Source organism: Paenibacillus dendritiformis (genome assembly GCF_945605565.1).
Lineage (GTDB): Bacteria > Bacillota > Bacilli > Paenibacillales > Paenibacillaceae > Paenibacillus_B > Paenibacillus_B dendritiformis_A.
The window spans coordinates 62,545-80,227 of record NZ_OX216966.1; the positions used below are offsets into that span (position 1 = coordinate 62,545).

15 protein-coding genes are annotated in these 17,683 nt (G+C 47.6%); 1 reads left to right on the plus strand and 14 read right to left on the minus strand.

Annotated elements, in window-relative coordinates:
• Positions 1 to 75 precede the first annotated feature (75 nt).
• From secA to NNL35_RS00265, 7 genes are all read right to left on the minus strand, one after another.
• Positions 76 to 2,586, minus strand: coding sequence for a preprotein translocase subunit SecA (secA, locus tag NNL35_RS00235; RefSeq protein ID WP_006674760.1), 2,511 nt, complete (start codon positions 2,584 to 2,586; stop codon positions 76 to 78).
• Between the two features lie 599 nt (positions 2,587 to 3,185).
• On the minus strand, positions 3,186 to 3,728 hold the full coding sequence (gene hpf, locus NNL35_RS00240) for a ribosome hibernation-promoting factor, HPF/YfiA family (RefSeq protein ID WP_006674762.1): 543 nt from the start codon (positions 3,726 to 3,728) through the stop codon (positions 3,186 to 3,188).
• A gap of 200 nt (positions 3,729 to 3,928) precedes the next feature.
• Positions 3,929 to 5,188: a DUF438 domain-containing protein gene (locus NNL35_RS00245; RefSeq protein WP_006674763.1), complete on the minus strand. Its 1,260-nt coding sequence runs from the start codon at positions 5,186 to 5,188 to the stop codon at positions 3,929 to 3,931.
• Positions 5,181 to 5,429: a DUF1858 domain-containing protein gene (locus tag NNL35_RS00250; RefSeq protein WP_006674764.1), complete on the minus strand. Its 249-nt coding sequence runs from the start codon at positions 5,427 to 5,429 to the stop codon at positions 5,181 to 5,183. The genes NNL35_RS00245 and NNL35_RS00250 overlap by 8 nt, the downstream gene beginning before the upstream one ends.
• 152 nt (positions 5,430 to 5,581) lie before the next feature.
• Positions 5,582 to 6,688, minus strand: a complete 1,107-nt coding sequence (locus NNL35_RS00255) for a GerAB/ArcD/ProY family transporter (RefSeq protein WP_006674765.1) — start codon at positions 6,686 to 6,688, stop codon at positions 5,582 to 5,584.
• A gap of 28 nt (positions 6,689 to 6,716) precedes the next feature.
• On the minus strand, positions 6,717 to 7,886 hold the full coding sequence (locus NNL35_RS00260) for a Ger(x)C family spore germination protein (protein WP_040729660.1): 1,170 nt from the start codon (positions 7,884 to 7,886) through the stop codon (positions 6,717 to 6,719).
• Between the two features lie 51 nt (positions 7,887 to 7,937).
• The gene (locus tag NNL35_RS00265) at positions 7,938 to 9,449 is read right to left on the minus strand and encodes a spore germination protein (protein ID WP_006674767.1); all 1,512 of its coding nucleotides are present in this window, start codon (positions 9,447 to 9,449) and stop codon (positions 7,938 to 7,940) included.
• A 676-nt stretch (positions 9,450 to 10,125) separates the two neighbouring features.
• On the opposite strand from NNL35_RS00265, the gene NNL35_RS00270 reads away from it, so the two are divergent.
• The gene (locus tag NNL35_RS00270; protein ID WP_006674768.1) at positions 10,126 to 11,028 is read left to right on the plus strand and encodes a methyltransferase domain-containing protein; all 903 of its coding nucleotides are present in this window, start codon (positions 10,126 to 10,128) and stop codon (positions 11,026 to 11,028) included.
• Between the two features lie 132 nt (positions 11,029 to 11,160).
• Here the strand turns inward: NNL35_RS00270 and NNL35_RS00275 are convergent, their stop codons facing one another.
• The 7 genes from NNL35_RS00275 to NNL35_RS00305 form a co-directional block, all read right to left on the minus strand.
• Positions 11,161 to 11,358 carry a cold shock domain-containing protein gene (locus NNL35_RS00275; protein ID WP_006674769.1) on the minus strand — a complete coding sequence of 66 codons (198 nt, stop codon included), beginning with the start codon at positions 11,356 to 11,358 and terminating at the stop codon, positions 11,161 to 11,163.
• A 128-nt stretch (positions 11,359 to 11,486) separates the two neighbouring features.
• On the minus strand, positions 11,487 to 12,662 hold the full coding sequence (gene pseC, locus NNL35_RS00280; protein WP_006674770.1) for a UDP-4-amino-4,6-dideoxy-N-acetyl-beta-L-altrosamine transaminase: 1,176 nt from the start codon (positions 12,660 to 12,662) through the stop codon (positions 11,487 to 11,489).
• Positions 12,663 to 12,693: 31 nt separating this feature from the next.
• Complete coding sequence (locus NNL35_RS00285) at positions 12,694 to 13,641, minus strand: dTDP-glucose 4,6-dehydratase (RefSeq protein WP_006674771.1); 948 nt, start codon at positions 13,639 to 13,641, stop codon at positions 12,694 to 12,696.
• 36 nt (positions 13,642 to 13,677) lie between these two features.
• Complete coding sequence (gene pseI, locus NNL35_RS00290) at positions 13,678 to 14,724, minus strand: pseudaminic acid synthase (RefSeq protein WP_006674772.1); 1,047 nt, start codon at positions 14,722 to 14,724, stop codon at positions 13,678 to 13,680.
• A complete protein-coding gene (gene pseG, locus NNL35_RS00295; protein WP_006674773.1) occupies positions 14,724 to 15,779 on the minus strand; it encodes a UDP-2,4-diacetamido-2,4,6-trideoxy-beta-L-altropyranose hydrolase in 1,056 nt (351 codons plus the stop codon). The genes pseI and pseG overlap by 1 nt, the downstream gene beginning before the upstream one ends.
• Positions 15,780 to 15,793: 14 nt before the next feature.
• Positions 15,794 to 16,519, minus strand: a complete 726-nt coding sequence (locus NNL35_RS00300; protein WP_006674774.1) for a cytidylyltransferase domain-containing protein — start codon at positions 16,517 to 16,519, stop codon at positions 15,794 to 15,796.
• The gene (locus tag NNL35_RS00305) at positions 16,516 to 17,679 is read right to left on the minus strand and encodes a glycosyltransferase (RefSeq protein ID WP_254552822.1); all 1,164 of its coding nucleotides are present in this window, start codon (positions 17,677 to 17,679) and stop codon (positions 16,516 to 16,518) included. The genes NNL35_RS00300 and NNL35_RS00305 overlap by 4 nt, the downstream gene beginning before the upstream one ends.
• Positions 17,680 to 17,683 lie beyond the last annotated feature (4 nt).

Genomic DNA, 17,683 nt, shown 5'->3' on the forward strand with positions numbered 1-17,683 from the left:
GCCGCTCAGAGTGCCTCCTGTGGTGGTTCATTGGTCACCGACAGAGGAGACTTGCCTGAAAGGCAGTTCGATTCTTTAATCTTGCTTCCCGTGGCACTGTTTGTATTTCTTGCCGCTGCCGCAAGGGCAAGGGTCGTTCCGGCCGATCGTTTCGCCCTTGGCAACCGGACGCTTGACCGCAGGCTCGGCGTTGGTCGACATTTTGCTCTCGTCCACCACGGCTTGGCGTTCCACGTTCTGTTCTACACGAGCCTTCATAATATATTGGGATACTTCTTCCTGAATGGAAGCGACCATGTTGTTGAACATCTCGTAGCCCTCGAACTGATATTCACGCAGCGGATCGGTGCCGCCGTACGCTCGCAAGTGAATGCCCTGACGGAGATGATCCATCGCATCGATATGATCCATCCATTTGGAGTCAACCGCGCGAAGCACAACGACCTTCTCGAACTCGCGCACGAGCTCCTCTCCAAGACGCTCTTCCCGCTCGGTATACTGTGCCACGACCTTGTCGAACAGGAACTCGACGATCTCGTCCTTCTCCTTGCCCCACAGGTCATCCTTCGTAATCGTATCTTCATCAAGCATCGTCCGGTGCATATAATCGACGATCTCCTGCAGATCCCAGTTCTCTGGAATATCATCCTCGTTGCAGTGCGCGTCGACGGTGCGCTCGATGCAAGGCTTGATCATATCCATGACGATCTGGCGGATATTTTCCGCTTCCAACACCTCGTGGCGCTGGCGGTAAATAATCTCGCGCTGCTGGTTCATCACGTCGTCATATTGAAGGACGACTTTACGCAAGTCGAAGTTATTGCCTTCGACCCGCTTCTGCGCCGATTCTACCGCACGCGTAATCAGCTTAGACTCGATCGGCTGATCTTCCTCGAAGCCGAGGCGCTCCATCATGCCGAGCACGTTGTCTGCGCCGAAGCGGCGCATCAGCTCGTCTCCGAGCGACAGATAGAACTGTGTCGAGCCAGGGTCTCCCTGGCGTCCCGCACGGCCGCGCAGCTGGTTATCGATCCGGCGGCTCTCATGGCGCTCCGTTCCGATAATATGCAGGCCGCCAAGCTCCGGCACACCTTCACCGAGAATAATATCTGTACCGCGCCCAGCCATATTGGTCGCGATTGTAACTTGACCCGGCTCGCCCGCACGGGAGATAATCTCGGCTTCCTCCCTATGGAACTTCGCGTTCAAGACCTGATGCTTAACGCCCTTTTTCCGGAGCTTATCCGACAGCAGCTCCGAGTTCTCGATCGATACCGTACCGACAAGCACCGGCTGCTGCTTCTGATGCCGCTTCACGATCTCTTCGACGACCGCATTGTATTTCGCGTTCTCCGTCTTGTAGACGATGTCAGGCCCGTCCTTCCGCTGGTTCGGCTTGTTCGTCGGAATCTGAATGACCTCGAGACCATAGATGCTCTTGAATTCTTCTTCCTCCGTCTTCGCCGTACCGGTCATGCCGGCCAGCTTGCGATACATCCGGAAATAGTTCTGGAACGTAATGGTCGCGAGCGTCATGCTCTCGTTCTGTACTTCCAGCTTTTCCTTCGCTTCGATCGCCTGATGGAGGCCATCGCTGTAACGGCGGCCCGCCATCATGCGGCCCGTGAATTCATCGACGATGACGATCTCGCCATCATTCACCACATAGTCGACGTCGCGGCGCATAATCGAATTCGCCTTAAGCGCCTGCAGCACGTGGTGGTTCAACGTCACGTTTTTGACGTCGAACAGGTTCTCGACGCCGAGCACCTTCTCCGCCTTGGATACACCCGCTTCCGTAAGGGCCACTTGACGGGTCTTGACGTCGATCGTGTAGTCCTCTTCCGGCTTCAACGTTTTAACGAACGTATCCGCAATGTGGTAGAGCTCCGTCGATTTGGCAGCTTGTCCGGAAATAATCAGCGGCGTCCGCGCTTCGTCGATCAGAATGGAATCCACTTCATCAATAATGGCAAAATTCAGCGGGCGCTGAACCATTTGTTCCTTATAGAGCACCATGTTATCACGCAAGTAATCAAAGCCGTACTCATTGTTCGTCCCATACGTAATATCACAGCCATAGGCTTCCTTCTTCATTCCAGGATCCATACCGGCCAGGTTCAAGCCGACCGTCATGCCGAGGAATTGGTATATTTGCCCCATCTCTTCGCTATCACGCGTTGCCAAATAGTCATTGACCGTGACAACATGCACGCCTTTGCCGGCGAGAGCGTTCAGGTAGACGGGCAAAGTTCCGACCAACGTCTTCCCTTCCCCGGTTTTCATCTCGGCAATCTTGCCTTCATGAAGCACCATACCGCCAAGCAGCTGCACGTCGTAGTGACGCTTGTTAAGCACACGCTTGCCCGCTTCGCGGACGGTAGCGAACGCTTCAGGCAGCAATTGATCCAGCGTGTCGCCCTTCTCGAGACGGGCACGGAATTCCTCCGTCTTCCCACGCAATTGGTCATCCGTTAATTTCGCGAATTCCGGCTCCATGCCATTGATATGTTCCACAGTCTTCATCAACCGTTTCACTTCGCGTTCGTTGGCATCGCCGAATATCTTTTTCACAAGTCCTAGCATGCTAAACCCCTTTCACGCAAATCCGTTCGTGATTTCTTCGTCCATCCCACCCCCGCGGAGCGGGTGGATTCGGGAATGGCGGCGTTGACTCGTTTTGCAATAAATTGTAACAGTTTCAAAAGGCGCCCGCAACCTTGGCAGGGCAGGAATTCGCGCATTTCCGCCAATTCAGGCCGTCCTGCCTTGCAGAATGAGTGAATGTCTCGCTTTCGCAAACAAAATGAAACTTTTCAAATCACTCCACAGGTTGTGTACAAACATCTTATGAAATACGTGTTCAAAAAGGGCGGTTTTCAGCACCGAGAAGGTTGCTTGAACTCGAAGCTTATGCTTCCGAAGCGAGTTTTGCTCTGCAAAACTTGTAAGGAGCAGCGGAGTGTAGACGAGGCTACATGAGCAGCGGACTTCGAGAGTGAATGCAAGATTCGATGCCGAGTTACATTCAGAATTACTTCGTGATCAAAAGCGAGCTTTTTGAACAACCTCTAGAATATAGACGCGAAAAGAGCCCATTCCGTTGTGGAAATAGGCTCAGTCCAAATTTGGGTATTGGGTGCAGACTCTGACATCGCGATGAAGCAGAGCCGGCCAAGCCGTTATCAGCCTTGTTCAATCAAGCCGTAGCGTCCGTCATTGCGGCGGTAGACTACGTTCACTTCCTTCGTCTCTGCGTTCGAGAAGACGAAAAAGCTATGTCCAATCATATTCATCTGCAGAATCGCTTCCTCGACGTCCATCGGCTTCAGCGTGAACCGCTTCGTCCGTACGACTTCGAGCTGGTCTTCCTCATCCACCGGTACCGGCGTGGCCGCGTCACTGAACAGATGCGCTTCGGTGCCCGTCTGACGGAACTTCCGGTTGACCTTCGTCTTGTGCTTGCGGATTTGCCTTTCCAGCTTATCCGTGACGGAATCGATGGAAGCGTACATATCTTTGCTTCGATCTTCCGCTCGCAGCAGCAAGCCCGGCAAAGGAATCGTCACTTCAACGGTATGCTGGTCGCGTATTACGCTCAGCGTCACGTTGACATCTGACTTAGGGGGAGCTTCGAAATAGCGTTCCAGCCGCCCTAGCTTCTTCTCGACATAATCGAGCAAGGCGTCTGTCACTTCAATGTGTTGACCTCGAACTTTGTAATTCATAGGACACTCCTCCTTTGATGTCTACATTATACCATAACTGCCCAGCAGGAACTACGTGAAACGGTTACAATTCATTAACAATATGTATGAGCTATGTACCCGGTTGAAGTGTGTTTGAATCCGGATTTTGTGGATTTTATTAGTTAAAAAATAGGAAAGGCCGCCCCTGATAATACCGGGAAACGGCCACACCCATGAATCTATGATAATCCGGAATAAATGCGCTTCTCTCCCTCAATGGCCTGAATCGGCGCAATATTCTGCGTAAACTCCAATGTCCCCATATAGCGTCCATCCGTATCTCGAATGGCAAAATACCGGATCAGCACATACTTGTCTTTCATCCGAATCCAGAAATCCTCTGCATCCCTCACACCCGATTTGAAATCATCCAACAGCCGGTTGACAATATGCACGCTTTGCGGCGGATGGCAATTCTGAACGGTACGGCCGATAACAGACTTCGTGCGGGTAAAGATGCGGTCCGGGCCATGCGAAAAGTAACGAACGACATCATGCTCGTCGATGAAAGTGATATCAACCGGAAGATGATTCAACATCAGTTCCAGCTGCTTCAAAGATAGCAAGCCAGTCTCCAGACGGATATATCCTTCTCGTATTGCCGTATCCTCAGCTTCAGCCGGCGAACGCACTGGCTTCCATTCGGCGGGCGGCTCAATAAAGCAGTACCCGATCTCGCCGCTCTCTGCGGCGATGCGGAACCATTCATCCTCTGTCAATGTCTGCAATGCCATAGGAAGAAGTATATTTTCTTCCTTGAAGATCATCTCATCCACTTCTTGAACAAGGCTGCGCAGACGTGCCGCGATGCCTTCCCGTTCTTCAATGTCGTCGGAAGACAAGTCGCATATAGCCTGTCTTACCGCCTTCACATCAGCCCGGATACGATCGTCGACGCCCCACATGACCTGCGTTGGGCCGTGAATTCCGTACTGCTCCAAATACGGAAACAGCAAATTCTCCTTGCGGCTGTAGTGCTTATCTATCTCCATCAGCAGCTTCAAATCTTCCAGCACCTTGCTCCGGCTGCGCTCGCTTCCATCCTGCATGAACCGATCCATATGAAGGGAGAGCTTGAAATGCAGCAGCCGCTCCAGCTCGCGATTTTCCAGCTTGAACGTATGAACCGGATGTCCGGGCTGCTCCTCTGGCTGAGCCGAACGGTGCAGCTCTTGGATGGACCCCTTGAATACGGCCGTGTGGACGGAGCAGAGACGCTGCACCTCCTCGACCGGAATTCCCTCTTCTCCGATCAGTGCCTGCTCAAGCGCCGAAATTTCCGCCACCGTAACGTCGCCCACCGCCTCCTCAAATTGGGCCCTGACTTCATCAACCGGCTTACCCTCATGGAGTTGTTTAATAATTTGCTTTAGCTGCTCCTGACGCTCCCGATTGGTTTTGTGACCATGATGCCCGCGGTTGCTAATGATCTCACTCATTGCGGTTCCCCTCCTTGCCGATGACGTGATAACCTTCGCGTTCGAATGTATCCATAATGACATCCATATCAATTCCCCTGGCCTTGGCTCCCCGCGGAATCGTCATGATGCGGCCGGCCGTATTTAATAAGACGGGATTTGCAATCTGCTCAAACCCCAATGACTGCATAATTCGGATAATCTCGGGATCGGTTGCGCATAAGTCGAACACCGTTTTCGTCAAATCGAGCGTCTTATTCATTGCCAGTCCCCCTTGCAGCTTGCATAGTACATCTAGGCTTAGAATGAGAATAGTTCTCATCTATTGCTTTCAGAGTAACACGGCCCATTCGAACAGCTTGTGATTGCACGCACATAGAGAGTGACAGTATGATGTCGGGCACACACTGGAGGTTACTGTTTTCCCTTATGATACTGACGCTTAATCATCAGTCCTATGAACAACAGAAGGGGAATAGCCACTCCCGCCGCTGATACGATGATAATCCAGATTGTGGCGGTGAATTGATGCTCTGCAGCCGAATTCGGAAAAACCTTTACCGATACAACGACTAACAGCGCGACCATAGGCAGCAATATGGCTCGGTAGCTTGGAAGGCGAGCAAGACGAACAAGCCCTGATACCGCTGCGTAGAAGTAAAGGGACATTTTCACAAACGTCGTTATTAACCACAGCCCCGCCGCAATCGCTTCAACCCGTTCCAGAAATTTGCCAATGCTTATTCGCTGCGCTAAGGAATAAACCGGATATTCTTGCAGTGAAGTGACGTTCGCGCCAAGCACAAGGATGGTTAATGCTGCGACGACACTAGATAGAACTCCGCCAACCATGACAGCCCAAGCGAAGGCTCGAGGGGCTTTCCTGGCATCTGTCAGCTCGACGGGCTGAACCATCAGGAAGATGGCGAGAGGCATATAGGACAAGCTTAATACCACCAGCACCGAATGGGCCAGTTCCTTCGGCCCTGCTTCCAGGAACGGCTGGACATTCCTAACATCGATTTGCGGAAGCAGCAGCGCCACCATAAATAGAAACAGAAGCGCAAACCATGGGAACAGCAATTCCGTCATTCTGGCCAATGTATCGAAGCCGCTCCCAATCGCATACAGGAGAAGAAGAGCAAACAATGCATTGACAAACAGAAGCGGCGTTTCCGGCATTAACACCGTAATAATGAATTTGCCGACATCGAATAACACCAATGCGGCTCCAAAGAAGGAAAACAGGATAAACAGCAGCGCCAATCCCTTCCCAATCCATGTGCCGAACAGCGACTCGCCTATTTCAACGATCGTCATTCCGGGAGCTGCACGGGTAATCCCGTTATAGAGCAGGACGAGCAACAACCCCGGCGCCATTGCCGCGATGGGAGCCATCCAGGCGTCTTGTCCGATTTCTGCGGCTAACCCGGCTGGCGTAATCAAAATCGTCGTCCCGACCGTGAAGAGAATGGCAAATATTTTAAATTGACGCAGATTGATTTTCATCGGCTTCACCACCAACTCGCCCCCATTTGGTACAAACAGCTCATTCTTTCACTTTTTCAAGAAAGGTCCCTTTCGTTTTCCCGGAAAGTCTTAGCTTCACATCGACATGAAAATGGACGGGAACGGAATCCATACGTTCTGGCCAATGCGACTTCAGTCGTGCCCATGCTCCGGGAGCGGAACGATGCAGGGCAGCCCCCAGGCCGATAAAGTCCGTCTTCATGTCGTGCGCTTTTTTCAGCGTCTTCTCTAAAACCAATGTCAGCCTCTTTTCCCCGCTCTTTTCCAGAGCGTGAATAACGGCCGGATCTCCAAGATTATCCCTGCACTGCGTTTCTCCTATATTGGCGATTGCCGTGATATGGATATCGATTTTCGGCGTACGGCTGGCTCTATTTACATGAATTCGGCTGTTTGTTCTAAGCGTTTCTAACATAAGCATACCTTCTTCGCCCAGACAAGGGATCACGCCCACGGTGCTCCTCACGCTGCCCTTTATGTAGTTATAGCCTTTGCTCTCATCTTCATTTAGCCAACCGACGAGCTTGTCTTTCCTGAAGACTGCCATTCCTTCATATTTTAATTGGGCCGGCGATTCCGTTGCCTGTACGTTTTTTCTCGTCTTCCCTTCCTTGATATCGCCAAGGTACCGAACTCCCGTAATGACCGGCGTTTTTCCTGCGGTCATCATATCGGATATCAGTTCATCCAGCTTCACCGTCCCGGTCGCCGCCCACGATCTGCTCGACATCTCCAGCGAGGAGAACATTTTGTTGGCAGGAATTTTTTCGATAGCCGGGTAGTCCTTTAAAATCTCCTCTGCCCTGCTCTCCCTGGCGACGGCGATATAAAAGTCGGTTCGAAATTCATGATCCCGGGAAATGAATTCGATTGCATGGGCGATGCCCTTTCTGGCCGCTTCTTCGCCGATCAGGAACATCCTCAGATGGGAAAAGTATATTTTCCGCGCCGATGTTGTCGTCATTCTCCTGACGGCCTCGAATACCGTTTTTCCCTGTTCCTTATAGACTGTAACCGGAGCGTGCCCGCTCCCCTTCTTCGAAGCGATTTCTGCCGGGTCGACAACCTGAACGCTTACGGAATACCCGTCCTCCGCTTGGTCCACCCCCATCGCTACGGCGATGACCATATCATTGACTTCTCTCCTGTCCCAGCATCCGCTCAAGGCTAGCGTCACCATCAGCCACATCGCCACAGCGCGCCATATATATGCCGCATGTATCACGGTTATCTGCCCCCATCATCGCTTCTTTTTCGTATTGATTGGGTGTATGCGTTCGGCGAGGCTAACTTTCGGCAGTCTGAGGAGGCTGTCTTGCTGTTCCCGCAGATTGAACGGGGAGAACGGAGTCATGTACGGCACGCCGAACGATCTCAGGCTGCACAAGTGAACCATAATCATCCCGATCCCGATAAAAATGCCATACAACCCCGCCATAGCCGCCAATCCCATCAGCGGATACCTCAAAATTCTGACGGCAATTCCCATGCTGTAGGCAGGAAGGGAGAAATTGGAGATCGCGGTTATCGCGACAACAATAACCATCCCTGGCGATACCAGCCCCGCCTCTACCGCCGCCTGGCCAATCACTAGCGCACCGACAATGGATACGGCCTGCCCGATCGCCCGGGGCATGCGAACGCCTGCCTCCCGCAAAATCTCGAATATCGTCTCCATAATCAAGGCTTCGACAAAAGCAGGGAAGGGGATGCCTTCCCGCCCGGCCGCAATACTGATCATGAGCGGAGTGGGGAGCATCTCTTGGTGGAATGTCGTAATGGCGATATATAGAGACGGGCCGAGCAGAGCAATAAAGAAGGCTAACATTCTCAGCATTCGAATCAACCCGAAATCGGAGCGCTGGTAGTAATCTTCGGCAGCCTGGAAGTATTGAATGAACAGAGCAGGCACCAACAGGACGAAGGGCGTTCCGTCGACCAATATCGCTACGCGCCCTTCCATCAGCCCGGATGCTACCACGTCGGGCCTTTCCGTATTGTACATTGTCGGAAAAGGGGTATATGTCCGATCTTCAATGAGCTCCTCGATCATCCCGCTTTCCAATATGCCGGCCAGTTCCAGCCTATCCAATCTCCTATGTACTTCTTCCACCACTTGCTCGTCAGCCGTCCCCTTAATGTACATGACGGCTACGCTCGTCTGTGATAGCGTCCCGATCGTTTTCGTCTGAAGCCAGAGCATCGGATTTTTGATTTTCCGGCGAACGAGCGCCGTGTTGGTTCTCAAATTTTCGGTGAACGCATCCCGCGGACCTCTCACGACCGTCTGATCTTCGGGAGTTTGCACCCCGCGATCCTCCCAGCCTGCCGTATCCGCGGCAAGTCCGCGGTCACATCGATCAAGCAAAATAATCGTTTCCCCGCTCAACAGGCACCTGAACAGCATGCGGAAATCAGCGACTTCTTCAAGGTGGGATACCGACACCGCATATTCTTTGAATCTGGTGAACCAATCCGCCTCTGGCGATCGCTCTTGCGCCTCCGAAATCATCTCGCTGCTCGTAACCGCCCTCACGATAAAATCTTGCACTACCGTCGTATCGGCCAACCCTTCGATGTACAAAATGGCTGTCTTCTGCTCAGACCTTCCTCCCACCCATAGTTCTCTTACGACGAGATCCGTGCTTTCGCCCAGCGTCTCCTTTATCTTTTGCACATTCTTCTCCAAGGCCGCAGCTAACGGTTCATAATCCAGCGCGGAGTACTCCAAGGTTTCATCCTTCCCGCTCATGTCCAGCCTCCTTCCGAGGGATACGGTATTTGGAGTATTCCCGGTTGGGGTATTTTTTACAAACGAAAAACAAGCCCAGCGCTCTTAATGGTCAAGCCCCAATTTTGTTGACATTGAAAAAAGCCCCTACGCCACAAGCTGCGCCGGTACTCCACCGGTGTCAGGTTGTTCAGCTTTCACTGTATTCTCTCATGATTATAAATATGTATATATTACTCTATTCCGTTGTGCCTCCTCCAAAGCTTATAATGGCTTCACAAAAGTACAATAAGATATGTAGAGTATATCGCTCACTCGCTGTGACACGCTGATGCCTCAACGGTGCAAACGGCTTAAGTATCCTGGACAATTAAGTGTGAGGTGGATAAAGCTAATCAGTTATGGGGATGGTTGATTATACGATCTTGAGCCTTTCTAATTTGGAAGGAAGAAGATTGCGACAGTGAAATACGACCTTTTATGCTCAAAGTATAGGCAATTAACTGCAAATCTAATTACTCCACAATACAAGCGACCTAACTTAGTAATTCAGGTGTTTAGACGATACTTATCCCCCCCTTCTTATCATATTTGCCGAAGGAAAAATAGAAACCTACATTCGCGTTGATGTCCCAATATCATTATCGTTGACACTCCTGCCAAATCATGTATCATAATGTAAAGGAGGGAGGCTCCTATGGATAAAATCGCCATATTGAACCGAGTAAAGGAGATCTACCAGAACAATGGTAATATCATTAATTATTTAAAAGGTCTGGATGGTAGAACATTCAATACATTAGAAGACATTCTAATCAGTTATGATTTTCAGGCAGGGACTTACACAAATGCTTATAAAAACAACGATTTATTCAGAGAGTCAAGAGGGAAACTATGTGATGAGCTCACTTCAGTAATAGAGAAGCTAGGTCAATTTAATAGTATACTTGAAGCTGGGGTAGGAGAAGCTACTTCTCTTGCGCTTATTATCTCTAATTTATCAAAATGTCCTGTATCTATCTACGGCTTTGATGTTTCTTGGTCGCGAATAAAATATGCAAGAGAGTTTCTTATCGAAATGGGCATTGATTCAACTCAGCTTTTTGTAGGAGACCTTTTCAACACTCCTATCGCCAACGATTCGATAGATATCGTCTATACAGTACATGCTGTCGAACCTAATGGAGGCCGAGAAGAAGAGGCACTAAAAGAATTGTACCGGATAACCAGAAAGTTTCTCATTCTTGTTGAACCATCCTATCACTTTGCAGATGAAGAGGCTAGGAAAAGAATGAGGTCTCATGGATATGTTACCCGTCTCTATGAGAAAGCAATTGAACTGGGGTATGAGGTGATCGAGCACAGGTTGACTACAGTACATATGAACCCTGCCAACCCCTCAAGCCTAATCGTAATTAAGAAAAATGGAGATAATGTTGAACGCACCCCGTTGTGCTGTCCAAATACAAAATCAAGTCTCATTGAAGGAGACGGCTGCTACTACTCTCCGGACAGTTTTCTTGCTTACCCGGTGATCGATCGGATCCCCTGTCTTCTTCCCCAAAACGCAATCGTCGCCACCAAGTACTTAAACCCTTGACCCGAAAAATCGGGTCTCTTTTTTTGCCGATTTTCTGATTCAAGCCGCCGGTAATGAAAAACCCCGGCTGTATCTGCCGGGGTTGCGTCTAGCTAATCGGAATCATATATAATTCGACTCACGTCGGTATAATTACAGTTTGATTACGTTAGCTGCTTGTGGACCGCGTGCGCCTTCCACGATATCGAACTCAACTTCTTGACCTTCTTCCAGAGTCTTGAAGCCATCCGCTTGGATAGCGGAGAAGTGAACGAATACGTCGTTGCCTTCTGCAGTCTCGATAAAGCCATAGCCTTTCTCAGCGTTAAACCATTTTACTTTACCTTGCATGTCGATAACATTCCCTTCATCTTCAAATGCCGTGAAGATTTGTCCTTCACAATTCCGACTATATCACTGGCTGGAAGCGTTGTCAACGAAAATAAAACATAAAAACTTTAAGGCCCGTCTCAATACCATTATTTCACAAACTGCTCATATACCTTTTTAACAGCAGAAATGACTTGAGTACCATCTCCGTCGCTCATTTTAGGAAAGATCGGTATGGACATGGCCGTTTGGTAATATGCTTCCGCATAAGGACACAGCACCATGTCGTAGCCAAGCTTCTGATAGTACGGCTGCTTATACACTGGAATATAGTGAACGTTTACTCCGATACCTTCTTGACGTAATGCTTCAAATATCTCTCGGCGACCCGCTGTAAAATATTCAGGAAGCCACCGCAGAACATAAAGATGCCAGCTGGACGCCGTTCCATCATATTGTTCAGGAATGACGATGCCTTGCAATTCCTTAAATGCTTCATTGTACATCGATGCAATTTCTCTGCGCCGCATAACGAACTTGTCCAGCTTACGCAATTGAGAAAGACCAAGAGCGGCCTGCATATCGGTCATTCGGTAGTTATAACCAAGTTCATGCATCTCATAGTACCAAGGCCCATCATTACGTGTCCATTCCTCTGCATTTCGAGTCATGCCGTGATTGCGGAAAAGCACAAGTTTTCGATAAAGGGCTTCGTTACTAGTTGTAATAACTCCACCTTCGCCCGTCGTAATATGCTTTACGGGATGGAAGCTGAACATCGTCATATCTGCCCATGAACCCACTTTTTTCCCCTTATACTCAGCACCTAACGAATGTGCGGCATCATGAATAACAATCAGTCCAAGACGATGTGCAATATCCATGATTCGATCGATTGCAACAGGTTGTCCTGAGAAATCAACGGGGATAATGGCTTTGGTCCGAGATGTTATTTTTCTTTCTATATCATCTGGATTTATATTATAGGTCCGCTTATCAATATCGGCGAAAACGGGCGTTCCGCCTTGGTACAATACGCAGTTCGAGCTGGCCAGAAAGGTTATCGGGGTTGTGATTACTTCATCCCCTGAACCTATCTCCGCTGCGAAGCAGGCAGCATGAAGTGCGGCTGTGCCATTTGAAAAAGCAACAGCATACTTCTCACCTACATAATCCGCGATACTTGCTTCAAAATCTGTAATAGCTGGTCCTTGGGTAATAAAAGGGCTTCTTAGCGTTTGGACTACTGCCTCAATATCTTCTTCGTCAATCCATTGTTGTCCGTATGGGATAAAACGCTGATTACTTTCTTTTATGTCACCCAAATTTGTACACCGCCTTTGTACAGCCCCTGAGTCATATCATATTCGTGGAGCGAATCCATTCTTCGGTTAAACGAATGCCTTCCTCTAACGTAATTTTTGGCCTCCACCCAAGCAATTGAGCCGCTTTATCTGAGTTGCATAGCAATTTTAAAATTTCGCTTTGCGGATGGATATGTTCAATATGCTGTATTTGTTCCGGTTTACCGGAAATCAGCAATGCTAATTCATTTATCGATATATCTCGACCTAGGCCCGCATTGACCACTTCTCCATTTACTTTGTCACTGTACCCGGCCTGAACAACAAAACGCGCACAATCGGAAACATAGAGAAGGTCACGAGTTTGGGTGCCATCGCCATAAATATAAAGCGGATTTCCATTTAATTTTTGCTTAATGAAGATAGCTACGACTCCACCCTCTCCGCCTGTCTTCTGATACGGTCCATATGTATTGAACGGTCGAACCACAACAACAGGCAGCCCATATGCGTAATAATAAGACAAGACCATATTTTCAGCGGCGATTTTCGCACCGGCATAAGGTGAGGCCGGTTTTAGAGGGTGGAGTTCGGTAATGCCCTGTTCATCCGTGCAGCGATCATATACCATACAGGTGCTCATGAATACTATTTTCGTCTTATGTTTTCGGCACTGCTCCATAATATAGAATGTCCCTACGGTATCATTATCAAAGGTCGTTTTTGGATCATCTATAGAATCCTGTACATTAATCGATGCCCCTAAATGATAGCACAGTTCAAAGTGATGCTCATCGAATAAGCTGGCCAACAGTGCCTGGTCTAGTATCGTTCCTTTAATAAATTGCATAAACCGGGGATGGTCACGAAGTTCAGCAATGTTCTCTTCACGACCGTTAGAAAGATCATCCAATATCCAGACGTGATGACCATCTTCTAATAGTTGTTTCCCTACCCATCGACCTATAAATCCTGCGCCTCCGGTAAGTAAGATGTTCATATGATTCTCCTTTTTCAAGTACAGTAATCTTGGATGCTATAAAAGATCCCAATGAACAGGCGTCCCCTTTTTGACATCTGACTTTACTTTTCGTCCGATGAAGAGATCCGCATACTTTATGGGCAAGCCTGATCCTGGCCGTATAGCACGGATATGCTCTTCTTTAATGACCTCGCCAGCCTTCAAGTCTTTTGCAATATAAAGGGTGCGCCGATGCTTAAGCGATGGTTTTTCCGCATCGGTAGGACCATACTTAACTTGTCCGAGACTCAGCCATACTCGCTCACTCTCTTCGACTAACTGCTTCATCTCGGCAGGTTCCATCGAGAAGGCGGAATCGACCCCGCCATCAGCGCGGGATAGAGTAAAATGCTTCTCAATGACTACAGCGCCTAGAGCAACTGCTGCAACGGAAACTCCGATACCCATTGTATGATCGGATAGCCCCACGTGACATTGGAATAATTGCTCCATATGCGGTAATGTCATTAGATTTGTATTTTCCGGAGAAGCCGGGTATGTGCTTGTACACTTTAATAACACCAGTTGTTCGCATCCCGCTTCTCGTGCTACACATACCGACTCATCCAATTCAGCTGCAGTCGCCATGCCGGTGGACATTATAATCGGCTTCCTTGTTTGTGCCACCTTGCGAATCAGACGGTGATCCGTGTTTTCGAAAGATGCAATCTTGTACGCGGGGACATCAAGTGTTTCCAAAAAATCGACTGCCGTATTATCGAAGGGAGAACTAAAAGCAATCAGCCCCAGTTCCTTACAGCGGTCAAAAATCGGTTTATGCCATTCCCACGGGGTGTAAGCTTCCTGATAGAGCTTATAGAGCGAACTGCCTTTCCATAAACTTTTCGGATCGTCAATATAAAAGTCTCCATCGTGGATATCCAGCGTCATCGTATCGGCTGTGTAGGTTTGCAGCTTAACAGCATCCACGCCAGCCTTCGCCGCTTCCTCCACGATTTGCAGCGCTCGTTCCAATGAATGGTTATGATTGCCTGACATTTCGGCAATAATGAAGGGCTTATGGTTTTTGCCGACGGATCTGCCTTGAATTAAAGTTTCCACTACGATGTGCCTCCTTCAAAAATTGCGTCTATCATAGGATTAACCTTGCAGATAACAGCAGATTCCATTAGGTCGATAATTCTACGACTCATCTTCTCAACATGCTCTGGATGTTGTTGCAAAGAAGTTATCAGTCTGCCCAATTCGTCTAGGTTGACGTCATTGTGCCATCCCATATTCCATGCTAGTCCCGCTTTCTCTAGTGCAAATGCCGTTTCTAATTGATTATCGGCCACAATAATATGTATAGACGGTAGACCTAGAATACATCTCTCCCATGTTGATATTCCTGGTGAACCAATACAAATATCCGATTCGAGGATGAGTTCGGACATGTTTTGCGCATTTAAGTGCACGCTTATGTTCTTTAGTTGACGGCACTGGTCTTCAATTTCTTTAGCCCGAGCATTCGCTCCACCTATAACAATACTATAATGCAATTTCGGTAAAATTCCTTTTCTTATAGCCCGAACGATTTTCATCGTTTCTCCTGTCGGATCGCTACCGCCAAAAGAAACCAGAGCAGAGTCTACCTTGTTTCGAGGCTGCACTTTCTCTATATTGGTATAGAATTCCTGGCGTAGTAATGCATTTTTTGGTCCAAGGAAGAGTTGGCATTCTGGTGGAACTAATTTGTTATAACGCCCTTCCATATTTTCAACGAAGTTTTGATCGAGCAAAAAATCACAATCATGTCTTCGATTAGCTAGATCATCAATGACGGCGATATGTTTTACATACGGGCGGATACATCTCTCCCAAACATAATCCAATTCATATTGATCAATAATGAGCAGGTCAATGACAGCCTCAAAGGAATGGAGGATTTGTATTACTGCATCAGCATCCTCCAGAAGAATAAACTTGTCCCGCAGGATACGTATTTTATGACCGTGTTTTTTAATCTGTACATATATCGCTTGGGGAAGAGGCCTGCTTATAAATGTGGTGGATGCTCCCCTTTGTTTTAACATATCAGCCAGTGTCAGACAGCGCATGATATGTCCGAGCCCAATTTGCTCGGATGCATCCACTCTAATAACTACTTCGAACATAGGTTTTCCACCTTTTATTCTACAGGCTTTTGCTCAATATGAGCATTTAACTCGGCTATTTCCGAATGATTATTTAAATAAGACACTACTTCCGATGAGGAAATTCCTACGTTCCCGTCAAAATGATGCGCCACAGCTTGACATAAAGCATAATCCTCTTCGGTATCCAATGTAATCCTCAGAGCCGGATTACATCGATTTACAGGCGCCCAATATGTTGTTGCCTCAAACTCCTGAGGGAACTCATACGCATAATAAGTGACATGCTCCCGGTGTCTCGGCTCATGTCCTTGTTTGTGCATATACTCTAATACTGGGAACGATACCATTTCTACTACCAAGCCACGCGGAAGTTGACCTTGTACGAGCACAATATCTCCTGGCTCTTGTTTCATTGTGTGAGCAATCTCCGAAGCCATTTCATAATCAACGAATGGACAATCCGCAGTTACACGTATAACATAATCAGGTGAATATAAGGAGGCACATTCGTAATATCGGGCTAACACATCATTTTCAGATCCACGGAAACAGGATACATTTTTGGCCTTGCACCAGTCGGCAATTCTGTCGTCTCCTCGCAACGTAGAGGTAGCGACGATAACTTCGTCTACACCGGCTACCATTTTGCAACGCTCTACTACATAGTGCAATACTGGATATCCTCCAAGATCCATTAACACTTTCCCTGGAAGGCGTGACGAGCCCATGCGGGCTTGAATGATGATGATGGTTTTCATAGTGTTCTTCTTCCTATCTCTTGAACAGTCTTATTAATAGCCCCATAAGAGGTCAAAACCTTTCGTAAAGGTTTTATTGTTAATTTCAATTCCTTAGTATCTAATGAATTGATTACCTTGATATTCCATTTAGCATCCATATACTCTGGTCGAATGCTGATTGCTCTGTTAAAACAAGCTTTAGCTTGTTCTAACTTATGAAGCCTACCTAATGAACACCCCTTATTGTTCCATCCCTCTGCCAATTCAGGTTCTATTTCAAGAGAAGATTCAAAAGATTTTAATGCAAGCTCATTTGTAAACCGTTGGTATTGACATACCCCCAGTAAAAAAAATACTTCACTTCCTTTATTGGTAAGCCCAGAAAGGATTGCTTCTGCCCTCTCATAACACCCTATTTTCATCAAAATTTTAGCAAGCAACTGGGCCTTGTCGATGGGTGAGAAATGACTACGAGATATAATTTCTTCTATTTGGTCTGTCCCTAAACTTTTAACAATATTTATCTCAGCCTTCACCTGATCAAAGTGCGCGTTTGTTAAGTTTCCGTCGTGCTTGCGGTACTGATACAAAGCCTTTGGCAGGTAAGCTCCAAAAAATCTTCTTGTCCACTCTATCATTAAATAATAGTCTTCACCATGAATGTAATGTTCAGGATACTGTATCGTTTCAAAACATTCTCTACGCGAAAAAATAGTGACCGGGTTTGGAATGAATTGCCTGTACAGCATATACGCCAAAGCATCTGAAGCATTATTAAATAATTCTTCGCTCTCAAGACGATACAAAAATTGATTATTAGAATCAATAACATCAACATCACAATAAATAAAATCAATATGTGGATTATGTTCCATAATTTCAATTTTTTCTTCGATTCTGGTAGGCTTACTTAAATCATCAGCATCCATCATCGCAATGTACTTGCCTTTAGACAATTTTACTCCTAAATTCCGAGCCGCTGACGGGCCTTGATTAACTTGGCGTACGTATTTGATATTTTGATAACGTTGAATAATATTTGGAGTAGCATCTGTCGAACCATCATCAATAACAATTAGTTCAATAAAGGGATACGTTTGTTTTAAGACGCTATCAATTGCTTGTTCTATATATTTCGCACCATTATATACTGGCATTACAATACTTACGTAGTCCATGTAA

Bases quoted from the DNA above. Each gene is read 5' to 3' on its own strand.
- secA (WP_006674760.1), bottom strand. From the start codon at position 2,586: ATGCTAGGACTTGTGAAAAAGATATTCGGCGATGCCAACGAACGCGAA.
- hpf (WP_006674762.1), bottom strand. From the start codon at position 3,728: ATGAATTACAAAGTTCGAGGTCAACACATTGAAGTGACAGACGCCTTG.
- NNL35_RS00245 (WP_006674763.1), bottom strand. From the start codon at position 5,188: ATGAGTGAGATCATTAGCAACCGCGGGCATCATGGTCACAAAACCAAT.
- NNL35_RS00250 (WP_006674764.1), bottom strand. From the start codon at position 5,429: ATGAATAAGACGCTCGATTTGACGAAAACGGTGTTCGACTTATGCGCA.
- NNL35_RS00260 (WP_040729660.1), bottom strand. From the start codon at position 7,886: ATGTGGCTGATGGTGACGCTAGCCTTGAGCGGATGCTGGGACAGGAGA.
- NNL35_RS00265 (WP_006674767.1), bottom strand. From the start codon at position 9,449: ATGAGCGGGAAGGATGAAACCTTGGAGTACTCCGCGCTGGATTATGAA.
- NNL35_RS00270 (WP_006674768.1), top strand. From the start codon at position 10,126: ATGGATAAAATCGCCATATTGAACCGAGTAAAGGAGATCTACCAGAAC.
- NNL35_RS00275 (WP_006674769.1), bottom strand. From the start codon at position 11,358: ATGCAAGGTAAAGTAAAATGGTTTAACGCTGAGAAAGGCTATGGCTTT.
- NNL35_RS00285 (WP_006674771.1), bottom strand. From the start codon at position 13,641: ATGAACATCTTACTTACCGGAGGCGCAGGATTTATAGGTCGATGGGTA.
- pseG (WP_006674773.1), bottom strand. From the start codon at position 15,779: ATGTTCGAAGTAGTTATTAGAGTGGATGCATCCGAGCAAATTGGGCTC.
- NNL35_RS00300 (WP_006674774.1), bottom strand. From the start codon at position 16,519: ATGAAAACCATCATCATCATTCAAGCCCGCATGGGCTCGTCACGCCTT.
- NNL35_RS00305 (WP_254552822.1), bottom strand. From the start codon at position 17,679: ATGGACTACGTAAGTATTGTAATGCCAGTATATAATGGTGCGAAATAT.